General features: G+C 37.3%; 12 protein-coding genes. 8 read left to right on the forward strand and 4 right to left on the reverse strand.

What is annotated here, in order from left to right:
• The first annotated feature begins 95 nt into the window (after positions 1–95).
• Positions 96–881 (forward strand): class B sortase, encoded by a 786-nt coding sequence (locus G632_RS0103635; RefSeq protein ID WP_022767675.1) that lies wholly within the window; start codon positions 96–98, stop codon positions 879–881.
• 70 nt (positions 882–951) lie between these two features.
• Here the strand turns inward: G632_RS0103635 and G632_RS0103640 are convergent, their stop codons facing one another.
• On the reverse strand, positions 952–1356 hold the full coding sequence (locus G632_RS0103640; protein ID WP_022767676.1) for an acetolactate synthase: 405 nt from the start codon (positions 1354–1356) through the stop codon (positions 952–954).
• A gap of 20 nt (positions 1357–1376) precedes the next feature.
• Positions 1377–1745, reverse strand: coding sequence for a response regulator (locus G632_RS0103645; protein ID WP_022767677.1), 369 nt, complete (start codon positions 1743–1745; stop codon positions 1377–1379).
• A 97-nt stretch (positions 1746–1842) separates the two neighbouring features.
• Here G632_RS0103645 and G632_RS0103650 point away from each other — a divergent pair, with 97 nt between their 5' ends.
• Positions 1843–3201, forward strand: coding sequence for an MATE family efflux transporter (locus G632_RS0103650; RefSeq protein WP_022767678.1), 1359 nt, complete (start codon positions 1843–1845; stop codon positions 3199–3201).
• Positions 3202–3377: 176 nt separating this feature from the next.
• Positions 3378–3662, forward strand: a complete 285-nt coding sequence (locus G632_RS0103655; RefSeq protein WP_022766405.1) for an HU family DNA-binding protein — start codon at positions 3378–3380, stop codon at positions 3660–3662.
• An 81-nt stretch (positions 3663–3743) separates the two neighbouring features.
• Here G632_RS0103655 and G632_RS18740 read toward each other — a convergent pair whose 3' ends face one another.
• On the reverse strand, positions 3744–4304 hold the full coding sequence (locus G632_RS18740; protein ID WP_022767679.1) for a hypothetical protein: 561 nt from the start codon (positions 4302–4304) through the stop codon (positions 3744–3746).
• The gene (locus G632_RS0103665) at positions 4304–5131 is read right to left on the reverse strand and encodes a ParA family protein (RefSeq protein ID WP_022767680.1); all 828 of its coding nucleotides are present in this window, start codon (positions 5129–5131) and stop codon (positions 4304–4306) included. Before G632_RS0103665 ends, G632_RS18740 begins: the two co-directional genes overlap by 1 nt.
• 3200 nt (positions 5132–8331) lie before the next feature.
• On the opposite strand from G632_RS0103665, the gene G632_RS0103670 reads away from it, so the two are divergent.
• From G632_RS0103670 to G632_RS0103690, 5 genes are all read left to right on the forward strand, one after another.
• Positions 8332–9501 carry a replication initiation protein gene (locus G632_RS0103670; protein WP_022767681.1) on the forward strand — a complete coding sequence of 390 codons (1170 nt, stop codon included), beginning with the start codon at positions 8332–8334 and terminating at the stop codon, positions 9499–9501.
• A 60-nt stretch (positions 9502–9561) separates the two neighbouring features.
• Positions 9562–10863: an ATP-binding protein gene (locus tag G632_RS0103675; RefSeq protein WP_022767682.1), complete on the forward strand. Its 1302-nt coding sequence runs from the start codon at positions 9562–9564 to the stop codon at positions 10861–10863.
• 389 nt (positions 10864–11252) lie between these two features.
• Complete coding sequence (locus G632_RS0103680; RefSeq protein ID WP_022767683.1) at positions 11253–11600, forward strand: hydrogenase maturation nickel metallochaperone HypA/HybF; 348 nt, start codon at positions 11253–11255, stop codon at positions 11598–11600.
• Between the two features lie 17 nt (positions 11601–11617).
• Positions 11618–12802: a nickel pincer cofactor biosynthesis protein LarC gene (gene larC / locus G632_RS0103685; RefSeq protein WP_022767684.1), complete on the forward strand. Its 1185-nt coding sequence runs from the start codon at positions 11618–11620 to the stop codon at positions 12800–12802.
• On the forward strand, positions 12786–13610 hold the full coding sequence (locus G632_RS0103690) for a TrmH family RNA methyltransferase (RefSeq protein WP_022767685.1): 825 nt from the start codon (positions 12786–12788) through the stop codon (positions 13608–13610). The genes larC and G632_RS0103690 overlap by 17 nt, the downstream gene beginning before the upstream one ends.
• Position 13611 lies beyond the last annotated feature (1 nt).

Below are 13611 nucleotides of genomic sequence, written 5' to 3' on the forward strand. Positions count from 1 at the left end.
CATAACAATATCAATTATAGTGCATTTTTCTTGATTTAGCGATATTCGGGTAATAGAATGAAATAGAAAACTATTATTTTTTGAGAGGGATTTTGATGAAGATTATTCGCAGTAAAGCCTTCAGACTCATAGTAATCCTAATCTGTATTGCGATAATAATATATGAGTCCATAGCTATTTACAGAGAAAAGCAGGAATATAACATAGCAGGCACCGAGTATGAAGAGCTGGTTGAGGATTCCGTATCCGTGGCAGATAAGACCGAAATGCCTGATGGCGCTACATATCCGCCTCTTCAGATTGATTATGCCCAGTTAAAGAGCATAAACAGTGACTTTGTTGCATGGATTTATATGCCATGTTTTGACTTAAGTTATCCTGTTGTTCACGAAAAAGAGATTGATGAGTACATCAAAAAGACCTTTGAAGGCAAGTACAACAGCTCAGGATGTCTTTTCACCGATGTTCTCAGCACAACGGATTTTACCGGAATGCACGATATCATTTTCGGTCACAACATGAGAAACGGTGCAATGTTCGGCAAGTTCAAACAGCTCATCCAGGAAGGCGGCCGCGATATTATCGATTCAAATCCTTATGTCTATATCTACACAGAGAATGCCGTCTATAAGTACCGTGTTTTCGCCTATTACGTAACAACCGTCGGAAGTGACTCATATTCGGTTGTAACCTCCGAACAGGAGTACAACGATTTCATTAAATATATTGCAAGCAACAATCTGTACGAAAAGCCATCAGATCTAAACCTTGACGAGTTCCCTTCTATCCTCACTCTCTCCACCTGTAGCGGTAGATCCGGAAGCGGAAAAAGACTGGTTATTCACACTGCCAAGGTTGATGGCTGGACACTGAATAATTAAAAGAAAAGTCATAGATGTTATATAACATCTATGACTTATTTATTATATCTATATTCTTATATTATCAGGATCAAATGCAGTTATATCCTTTGTTTGTAAGGATGTTCTCCACCTGATATATGTCATCAGTATGCATCACCATGATTGGAAGTCCCGATTCTCTGTTGAATGAAAGATATATGTAATTAACGTTAATATTGCTGGAATACAGCGTTTTTAATATCTTGTCGAGGGCTCCGACCTCATCCGGGCATTCAACGGCTAAAACCGGCGTAGTTTTGCAAATATAGCCGTCTCCTCTAAGGACCTCAAGGCACTTTGCCGGATCCGAAACCACCATCCTGATAATTCCGTATTCTGCCGAATCATTGGTTACAGAACCTAAAATGTTGATTCCATTTGAATTAAGAAGTCCTGTGATGTTCTGAAAACATCCTTTCTTGTTCTCTGCGTAAATTGAAACCTGGTCTAACATAACTGTCTCTCTTTCTGTATTTATTCCCCATCGAAGAGCTTCTTGACCGCAAGAAGCACATCATACGATGTAAAAGGCTTTATTACGAAGTCCTTTGCTCCCTTTTTGAGGGCCATCATTATCATAGACTCATACTTCTGATCTGAACACATGATAACTTTGGCATTGGGATCAATCTTCATTATCTCTGTAAGTGCGTCAATACCGTTCATTTTAGGCATATTTATATCAAGGATCATCACATCCGGCTTAGTCTCCTGATAAAGTTCAATTGCCTTATCACCGGAAGTTGCCTCTCCGACTATCTGATAATCCTCAGCCGGAAGCGCTCCTCTAATCATCTCTCTCATCAGTGTAGTATCATCAGCAATAAGTACTCTTTTACGCATATAGTCTCCTTCACATCAATACATATCACTAAAAAGGTCTTTTTATTATATTATCATGTATAATAAATGAAAAAAAGAAAAATCCAAAGGAAAATCCATGAATCAAGAAAACAAAATGGGCGTAATGCCCATAAAAGAACTAATCATTTCCATGTCCCTGCCTATGATGATCTCCATGCTGGTGCAGGCTCTTTATAACGTAGTAGACAGTGCCTTCGTAGCCCGTATTCCCAATCACGCAACCGAAGCCATCACCGCAGTTACTTTAGCTTTTCCCATGCAAAACCTGATGATCGCCATGGGCTCCGGAACCGGTGTCGGTATTAATGCCCTTCTATCGCGCTCACTCGGCGAAAAGAGATTTGATAAATCCGATGCAGCAGCCAATAATGGTCTGTTCCTGACATTCCTCAATTTCGTACTCTTTTTTATCATAGGTATTTTCTTTGCCCGTCCATTTATTGCATCCCAGTACAGCAGCGGAATAATCATGGAATTCGGCACAAAATACCTCAGAATTATCTGCCTGTTTTCTGCCGGAATATTCTTCCAGATGACCTTCGAAAGGCTTCTTCAGTCCACAGGAAAGACTATATTCAGCATGGTTTCTCAGGCAACAGGTGCAATTATCAATATTATCTTTGATCCGCTTCTTATCTTCGGAATCGGACCTTTCCCCGAACTTGGCGTTGCAGGAGCTGCCTATGCCACAGTTTTGGGCCAGTTTATCGGAGCTGCTATAGGCCTCACCTGTAATCTGAAGTTCAATAAGGAAATTGTCTTTTCCTGGGAAAAGATACTTCACCCTGAGCTTGAGACCATCAGAGAAATATACTACGTTGGTGTCCCTTCGATACTTATGATGTCCATCGGCTCAATTATGACTTATCTGCTGAATAAGATACTGATCATGCTATCACCTATTGCAACAGCGGTATTCGGAATCTATTTCAAACTGCAGAGCTTTATCTTTATGCCTGTATTTGGCTTAAACAACGGACTTATACCTGTACTCGCCTACAACTACGGTGCCAGAAAGAAATCACGTATCAATGAGGCTCTCAGGTTTTCACTTGCACTTGCCCTTTCCATAATGTTTATAGGAGCAATTGTATTCTTCACCATGCCTGATAAGCTCCTGGGAATATTTAATGCAGACGAAAATATGCTTAGTATAGGTATTCCGGCGCTTCGCACAATATGCCTCTCATTCCCTGTAGCAGGCCTGTGCATAACCATGGGATCCATATTCCAGGCCTTTTCAAAGAGTATCTACTCTCTGATCATATCTGTAGGAAGACAGCTTGTTGTGCTAATCCCGGCTGCATGGCTCTTATCTAAGACCGGCAATATAAACCTTGTTTGGCTCGCATTTCCTATCGCAGAGGTAGCTTCACTTGCCCTATCTGCCTACTATTTCCTCAAAGTATACCGCCAAACAGTAGCAAAACTGTGAATTTGTAATACTCTTTTTGTAAAAAGTCAATACTTTAGCGCTTTTTCAGAATTCTGCACTAAAAAACACAATGAAATTTGGCATTTTTTCGTGTTTAATCTCTTGAGAATGCCCAAAACTAGGTGTAAAATTTTCATTGTAGTAAAAATTACTCATTTTGAGGGAGGTATTATACCATGAATAAGACAGAACTTGTTGATGCTATCGCAAAAGAGACTGGTCTTTCAAAGAAGGATTCAGAGAAGGCTGTTAAGGCTTTCACAGATGCTGTATCAAAAGAGCTTAAGAAGAAAGGCAAAGTTCAGCTCGTTGGATTCGGAACATTCGAGACAGCTAAGAGAGCAGCTAGAACAGGTAAGAATCCTCAGACTGGCGCAGCTATCAAGATTCCTGCAGCTACAGTTCCTAAATTCAAAGCTGGTAAGGCACTCAAGGATGCTGTAAACGGAAAGAAGAAATAATTTAATAGACATTATTTAAGCCCTCGGACTTATGTCCGGGGGCTTTTAAAATGCATTTAAAGGCGATTTTAGACGTTTTTCTTAGTTTCCTGATCTTCCTCTGAGCTTTTCCTCTAATTCCTTGTGAGCGAGGTAAATATCGTTATTTTTGTCCATATCCTGCTGGATAAGGTTTCTGATATATTTTGTTGCTGACATATTGGCAGCCTTAGCCATATGTTCAACATAGTCTCTGTATCCTCTGATATCCAGAAGGAGGAACTTCTCTTTCTCGTATCTGCTGTTGCTCTTGGCAGAAGTCTCAGTTTTATCAACTTTTTCCGCTTTATTAATTCTTTCATTAATAACTTCGGGTTGTTCTTGAATTTCTTCAATAACAGGTGTTTGAACCTGTGGGTGCGGCATTACAGGGGCTTCTACTACCGGCTCCTCAACAGGTACTTCCGCTACCTTTACCTGAACAGATTCTTTCTTTGTTTCATTGACTACTTTGGTCGGTTTTTCTTCTTTTACAATATCTTCTGTTATCTCAACAGCCTTGGAAGGCGCTTCTTCTTTGGCATCCAGCCTTGACATTCCTGCAAATAAACCCATACCAGTTTTATTGGCGCCCTGTTTTAACATGTTCGCTTTACTTGCCATTACTCATCCTCCCCCAAGAATTCATCAATGAAATCATCATAGTCTCTAGCTGCTGCTGAACCACCGGAATATTCGAATATATCCATTTTCATGGTTTGTGCCTCTTCTACGGATACATTCAGTCTTATCTTAGACTTAAACACCTTCGTACCAAGTAATTCCGCCTTCTCTTCAATATCATTGATCCAGATCTTTGAATTGGCTGTATTTCTTACCTTAGTAACGAGAATACCGTCAACTACCAGCTTATCATTAGTATAATCATGAATCTGATCTATAAATTTATACAGTCTTGATAATCCCTGAAGTGAGTATGCGCCTGGCTCCAACGGTATTATTACCTCATCTGCCACGGTCAGTATGTTCATAAGAACAACGCCAAGAGCCGGACTACAGTCAAATATGCAGAAATCATAGTCTTTCTTGAGCTTGCCGATTGCATTCTTGATCAGTCTCTCTCGTCCCAGGTCTCCAAAGGTCATATCTGCGGATGCAAGGTCGATTCCGCCTACTATAAGGTCCAAATTGTCCCCTATTGGAATAATGGCGCGATTAATGTCCTTTTCCCCCTTCATGACCTCAAATAATTTAGCAGGGACGTTTTTGAAGAAATATTCCTGTTGTTCCGGTGTAAGTGCTTCAATATCCTCTGGATCCGGATCAATCTCATTTAAATTGATTCCTGCGGTCATAGACAGGTTTTCCTGAGGATCGGCATCTATTACAAGAACCTTGTATCCCCTGTTAGCCAATCCTACCGCAAGAGCGTAGCTGGATGTTGTCTTGGCAACTCCGCCCTTCTGATTACTAAATGCTACTATTCGCATGGCTCCTCCCAAACTTATATAACATATATCTGTTATAAATTTTATACATTCAATCCTTTCTTATTATATAACGTAGGACATTTAAATTCAATAAGTAATATGATAAATATATTATATTTCACATCTATATGTTATATAACTTATATGTTTATACATATTTAGTGATCATTTGTTTAGATTATTTTTATTATATTTGTTATATAACAATTCGGATCATCAAACAATATAATGTTATATATCATATATGTGCGATATATTTTATAGAGCGCAAAATGTAGTTTTTTATTTTTGCATAATGTTATATAACATATATCATTTATATTTCAAAACAATCTTTTTTATTGATTTATAAATTTGATTTTTAATCCCGGTAATCGAGAAACAATTTTTAACATTATATAACATATATATGCTACTTTTTCCTTTTTGATCAATTACTTATAATATTAAGTTTATCCTTCTACTTTTCACACTATCTCAGGTGCTGATTCTATATTTCTCTTCAATTCCTTGGAAACGCGCTTATTTACTGACTTTGCAGAAGAAACAGCTTCATTAAATTTATATATATGTTATATAATTCATCGTGTTATTTACAACATCCCTGGCCTGCATTTTATGGTTTTAAGCTCTAGCATATGCAGATCCTATTTTCATTAACTCAGACTCAATATTATTTAAATCAAATGTTATATATCTTATATCTTATATTTATCATCCTCTAAGATTTTTATTAATCCCACATATGTTATATAACTTATATCGAATATTCATCCTATATCAAAATATTATATAACATATTTATATTATATTTCATATATCTTTTATATTATATATTCGTTTTATTTATTTAATATATTCTATGTATTATATCGCATATATTTATTATACATATTATATATCATATATTGTTATATATATTATTTACTTTATACAATTATATATGTTTTATATGCTATATGTTTTAAATATTTAATATTATATATTTTATTTTTATATTTAATATATTTTATATGTTTACTCTATATTAAATATTTTTAATATTTTATATGTTTCATTTATTTTATATTGCTTGAATGTTTTAAATATTTATGATATTATATATTTGTAATATGTGTTCTTTATTGTATATATTTTATATCATTTATTTAATATATATTTACCTGTTGTACTTTTATGTTTCCTGGGCCTGATGATTTGATCAGTTTTTTGTCATATTAAACATAAGAATTAAAGCTTTTATTTGATTCCCCCGTAGGTAATTCAAAGATCTTTGCCAGAACACATAAAATAAGCAAAAATATTAATTTTAATCAATATTTAGAGCGTTTTTAACCATTGCGGTCTATTTTGGATTTTAAGGGCTTGTAGGCGTAATAATTTACGTAGAGGGTGTTTGAAAAATCGATTAATTAATTATAAAGATTTTATAAACTTGCAATCGAGAAGATGCAATTTTGTATTGAAACATTAGATATCGTTTAAGATGCGCATTTTAAGGCCTTTCCGGGGCTGTGAAAATTGATCTGGAAGTTAAATTCATCAAGTTGCAAGTTCTGTTGCATTATAGTGAATAGAAGATGAGTTTGATTTATTATATATCGCTTGTTATTTAATTAGAATATATGAGGTATACAGTATATAATTATAATTGGAATTAATATTTTATCATAATAAGTTCAGTAAACGAAATATCAATATAGAATATTGACCCAATCAGTCATTATTCATTTTTGATGATTTTGCAAATATGTTATAATGTTTACAAAATATAAATCTTGATTATCATTTATAATTAAATCTAACAAGCGTATTTTCACATGATTCCATTCTATATCATCTGTTTTTTTATTCTGCATTTCTCTGATGTAATTCCTTTAATTAATTTTTTATTTATTTTTTTATAAATTTTTGGTTGCATCTGTTATTAAATATAAATTTAAATTTGTAATTTTATGTCAATTTGTTATTTATTCAATATTTTTTATATATTTCTTTTGATATATAATTTTCATTCATTTTGTCCTGCATTCTCTAGTAAAGTATTCCTTATAGTTCTGGATCCTGGATACTTTGTCTGAAATCCCTTAATTCAGTCCATTTCCTTATACAAAAACCTTATGCATTTTCTATGCTATTCTTAATTCTTTTATCAATTCTCCTGACTTATATATTTCAATCTTCATTATTTCTTTCTATATTTCATTTTTTTGTCTTCCGGAAAGTGTAATAATCTTTACTTACACAAACGGTGTTGTTTATTAGTATTTATTAATACTTACACTTGTTATTAATTAGCATCCCTCAAAAGTCCAGTAAACATGAGGGATGGGACGTTTTTAGGTGAGTAAAAAGGGGATGAAAAGTAGGGTAAAAGGGTATGGATGGTGTACTAATAGGGCATGATTAGTGACTTTATTTGGGATGGAAATGATACCTTTCAGGTGACGGTTTGGGGTATATAAAGGTATATAAAAGGGAATAAAGGTGACCAAAAAGGGAATAACCATAGAACAAATTATTATGCCAAAGAAATGAGATAAATAGGGCGTTTCAGACATGTTAAGTAATGATAGGTGACCTAAAAGGGAATGATTAGGTGACTAAAAAGGGAATGTATTTATAAGGCCCATTATCGGGAAAAATATGTATTCCTGATCTTAGGAGTATGCTGCCGGGAACATTTTAGAATGAAAATTCGATTATTAAAGTAGTAAAAGCAGGCATTTTTACCCTGCTTTTTTATATAGGTGCACGACAAGGGAATATAAGGTGACTAAAAAGGGAACGTAAAATATAGATATAGTAGCCAAAAAGGCAGTCTTGATGGGCTTTACAGGAATCAGGACGAAATAGGGTATGCAAAAGGGCGTAAAAGGTGATTAAAAAGGGCATAATATTGACCGTATTAGTTTATCCGAAACGGTTAAAGGTACCAAAAAGGGAATGACCTGTTCTGAAAGGTGTACAAATAGGGAATGGTAGACGTTGACTGGAATAGGCAATTATTTTTAGTGGTAAAACCGATAACTACCTACAAAATATTGTAAGAAAATGCTTGTAAGTGACAAGAAAGGGAATATAATATAGATAAGGTTTATAAAAAGGGAATGTTATTTAAACACTGATAACCTAAAGGTTAAAGAAAAAGGAATAACTTATTATACCAATAGGTGAACAAAAAAGGAATCGGTTTTAAGATGCAGAAAGAGAAGAGAGATCAGCTCATTGTAAATAAGAGCTATAAGAAATCCAATGAACTTATTAATGCCATGGGTAAGGGTACAGCTCTTAGCCAGAAGCTTTTTGCCATAGGAATGCAGCACATTCATGTTGATGAGACCAATAATGTTGTTGCAACTATTTATGGTACGGACCTCAGGAAGATGTTTAAGTCCAGCTCAGGTTCTTTATATGAGCATATAGAGGCTCTCTGTGACAGACAGATCAAGGGAGCAACTATCTTTGACTGGAATCTTCTCATGAAGGACAAGGAAAACGGTAAAATTGAGGCCCATCAGGTGGTAACCGATGCATCTTTTAAGAATGGAACACTAACCCTTAGATATAATAACTCACTCACAGATAAAATAGTCAATCTGCAAAAGGACTATACAGTCCTCAGTCTGGCAGAAACTCTTAGCCTTAAGAGTGTATACTCATTAAGGCTTTATGAGATGCTAAAGTCTGCGTACGACTACCAGTCTGCAGTTACCAAGAAACAGGGAGATATGGTGTTTGAATATCTGCTTCCTGAGCTCAAATTAGAGCTTGGTATCATCAATTCCGGCGGAAGTAAGGAAATCAAGGCCGAACTTGAGAAGGAATCTCCGGATTATGACAGAATTGATGAACTTGCAGAGAAGACAGGCCAGAATAAATACAAGGAATTTAAGATATTTAACAGAAACGTCCTGCTTAAGGCGAAGGAAGAGCTCAATAACAAGACAAGTCTGGTTGTTGATTATGAGCCCATTAAGAGTGGACGTAAGGCAGTCGGGATCAGGTTTTTTGTAACTAAGAAGGATCTTGAGGCGCCTAAGACTGTACAGATCGTGCAGGCTAACAGAGATGAGATATTAGATGAGCTTATCGATCTTATGCATGATGACTTTAAGCTCAGAGAGATTAGAGAGATCGCTGAGGCGGCTGATTATGATATATCCAAGATAAAAAAGGCTTACGAATATATGCAGAATTACGGAACAGATATTGATGTTCCCATTGCTTTTATCAAGGACTGCATTAAGAAGGGTTACTATAATACAGAATCTAAGTCAAAAGCTGCTAAGAACAACTCTTTCAATAACTTTTCACAGCGCACAGACTATGATTTTGAAGAGCTTGAGAGGAAGCTTTTAGAGAACTAAATCAACATATATGTTATTTGTGTTATATAACATAGATAACTGCTTTTGACGGAGGAGCAGATGGAACAAATTGTCGCAAAACTGCTTATTTACGGGGATTTACCGGAGGATTCAATCCTCATTCAGCTTTCTGAGGTCTATAAAGACTATCACAGAGGAAGCTATTCTAATGCTGATCTTATTACAAGATGCTACAAACAGGTTAAACGTCTTTTAGTCCTTGGAACGTCTTGTGCATTTGACAAGAATCTTTGGCACAATTACCTGACTTATCTCTTGATCATGGATGAGAACCCTTTCAGTCTTACCTGTGAGAAGGTAGGTAGTAAAGATGGCAGTGTCAATCACTTTGCAATAAATGATTTCCATGCGTTTAAAGAGCTTTTTGACTTCGATTTTACAGAACTTGAAGAGGTTCTGGGTATTGACTGCTTTAGTTGCATAACCAACTATAAGGCAATTGATAAGCCGGAGCTTATGTATAATCAAAATGTCAGTGAGAAGGTAAGAACCTTAAGTGAAAGCCTTGAAAACGCTCAGTCTGACGACGAATTCTTTGTTCTCGTAACATCATTTTACAAGAAAATAGGTGTCGGAGAATTTGGTCTTAATAAGGCATTCAGGCTCAGAGAACTTCCTAACGGGAAAGTGGAATTTAACCCTATTAACAACATGGATAGCGTTGTTTTGGACGATCTTGTCGGGTACGAGATTCAGAAAGAGAAGCTTATTGCCAATACAAAGGCTTTTGTTGATGGTAAAAAGGCCAATAATGTCCTTTTGTTTGGTGATAGCGGAACCGGCAAGTCTACCAGTATTAAGGCTATAGTCAATGAGTTTTATGCAGACGGACTGAGGATGATAGAGATTTATAAGTATCAGTTCAGGCTTCTTTCACAGCTTATTTCGCAGATCAAGAACAGGAACTATAAGTTCATAATTTATATGGATGACCTTTCTTTTGAGGAGGATGAATCTGATTACAAGTTCCTGAAAGCCGTAATCGAGGGTGGTGTTGAGACCAAGCCGGACAATATTCTAATCTATGCGACCTCCAACAGGCGTCATCTGATCAAGGAGACCTGGAAGGACAGAAGGGATATTGAGCAGGATGGAGATATCCACAGATCTGACACCATGGAAGAGAAACTCTCACTGGCTAATAGATTCGGTGTAACAATAGGATATTACAAGCCATCGAGGCAGGAATTCTATGATATCGTGAAGGTTTTAGCCGAGAGAAACGGTATTGTGATGGAGGAATCAGAGCTAAGACTTGAGGCAGACAGATGGGAACTCAGTCATGGAGGCGTTTCCGGAAGAACTGCCCAGCAGTTTATTACACATCTACAGGGTAAGTGATATAACATATATGTGTTATATAACATAAATAAAATCCGCGGCGCAAAACCGCGGATTTGCTATATCCAAATTATTATGGAGCCCATTTTAGATTGGGACAGTCTGTCGCACAGCCTGCCAGCGCGTTATTTCTTACTTCACAGGACGTATTTCGGCATTCGCGACACTTAAACGTGTAGTGGTATGAATATCTTATTTTGCAGGTTTTACAGCAAAATGGATTCATGCTGTTATGAGCTGTAAAAGAACGACCGCATCCAACACAGGTTATAACCACATTGTGAGCCATATCACACCTCCTTTTTATATTATCGACAAAAAAGTAGTCATAATCAATTAAATTGTAATAAAATATAGTAAAACATGAGAAATTGGGCGGAGAAGTATAGATGCATGAGATGAGTTATATCGCTAAAATGGTTTCAATGGCTGCCGAAGTTGCCATGGAAAATGAGGCGAAAAAGGTAAAGAGCATCGAGGTTTATATCGGAAAAACAAGTGGCGTAATGCCTTATTATATGCAGAAGTATTTCCCGGAAGCTTCCAAGGGAACAATAATTGAGGGAGCAGAGCTTATATGCGTTGAGGTTCCGGTGAAGGCTTTGTGTGAGGAGTGCAATAACGAATATTTTCCGTCAAGAGAAAACGGATACCTCTGTCCTGTCTGTGGAGGCAGAAAAGCCCACATAATCGAGGGAAAAGGGGTTGTACTGAATAATGTAGTGATAGAGGAGTAACAGAAAGGGAACGTGCTATGAAAACACTGTATCTGGAATGTAAGATGGGTATTGCCGGCGATATGATGGCTTCTTCGTTACTTGGGCTGTTTGAAGATAAAAACAGCGTTATAGAGGCCTTAAATGCGATAAATATACCCAATGTGGTATATAAACTCGACCAGATCAAAAAATGCGGCATTTTGGGCGATCATATTACGGTTTTGATAGATGGAATTGAAGAAGGTGACGAGCATGACCATGAGCATCATCACAGCACTCTTGATGACATAGAAGAAATTATAGAAGGACTTAACATTTCAAAGGAAATCAAGAGTGACGTAAGGGAAGTGTACCAGATTCTTGCAGAGGCAGAGAGCAAGGTCCATGGAGAGCCGGTTTCTCAGATCCATTTCCACGAAGTCGGTAAGATGGATGCCATAGCTGATATCACTGCTGTATGTTATCTGCTTCACGAGCTTGATCCTGATAAAATAATCGTTTCACCTATAAACGTCGGAAATGGCACTGTTAAATGTGCTCATGGCATTCTTCCGGTTCCGGCGCCTGCGACAGCTCTTTTGCTGGAAGGCATACCAACATATTCTCCGGAGAAGATTGTGGGCGAGCTCTGTACTCCTACAGGTGCAGCTCTGGTCAAGTATTTTGCCTTTGATTTTGGCGCGCAGCCGGTGATGACGGTAGATGCTATCGGTTATGGCATGGGTAAAAAAGATTTCGACCAGGCCAACTGCGTAAGGGCCATGATCGGTGATTCATCGGAAGAGGCTGAGAGGATAATTGAGCTCTCCTGTAACATCGACGATATGACCGGAGAGGAGCTTGGTTTTGCAACAGAGATACTCTTTGAGAGAGGAGCACTCGATGTTTTTACAATATCGGTTGATATGAAAAAGAACCGCCCGGGATTCATTTTGACAGTCCTTTGCAACGAGGATGACAAAGAGAGACTCCTTAGTGTGATGTTCAAATATACCACTACTCTTGGTGTTCGTGAGCATACCTACAACAGATATACCATGCTTAGAGAGATCAAGAAGATTGACACCCCTTATGGTGAAGTCAGGGTGAAAAGATCTTACGGACACGGAATTAAGCGCGAAAAATTTGAATACGAAGACCTGGCAGGCATTGCAAGGAGAACGGGCAAATCTTTAATAGAGCTGAAAAACGAACTGGTGGAAAATGAGCGAAATAATTAATCTTAAGGATTTAAACTGCGAAGATGTCGCAATCTACAATTCTTTAAACGAGAATCAATTAAAAAAAATATATGAACCGAACTTAGGGCTTTTCATTGCGGAAAGCCCTAAAGTTATTGTACGGGCTTTGGATGCTGGATTTGAGCCTGTTTCTGCACTTGTGGAGGACAGGCTTCTTACCGGGGAGATGGAAGATATTCTGCTAAGGCTTGGAGATATTCCAATTTACACATCAACAGAGGATATTTTATCCCGGATAACCGGCTTTAAACTCACAAGAGGCGCTCTCTGCGCAATGAGGAGAAAAGAGCTGTTGTCACCGGAGGATATAGTAAAGGATGCGCGCAGAATAGTCATTCTTGAGGATGTGGAAAATCCCACTAATGTCGGCGCAATATTCCGTTCTGCAGCAGCTCTTAACATTGATGCAGTGATACTGACAGGAGGTTGCAGTGATCCGCTTTACAGAAGATCAATAAGAGTCAGCATGGGCAATGTTTTCCAGGTTCCATGGACTTTTATCGGTGATGAATGGTATGAAGATGGTATCAGCATGCTTCATAAGCTTGGCTTAAGATCAGCTGCGCTTGCACTGGTGGATAACAGCGTAAGCATAGATGACAAGCACCTGGCACAAGAAGAAAAACTTGCGATAATAATGGGAACAGAGGGAGAAGGCTTAAGGAAAAAGACCATTGATGACAGCGACTACGTTGTCAAGATCCCGATGTCTAACGGAGTAGACTCCCTTAACGTAGCAGCAGCAAGCGCCGTCACATTCTGGGAGCTTGCTGCCAAAAAGAGCTGAA

This window comes from Butyrivibrio sp. NC2007, assembly GCF_000421405.1.
Lineage (GTDB): Bacteria > Bacillota > Clostridia > Lachnospirales > Lachnospiraceae > Butyrivibrio.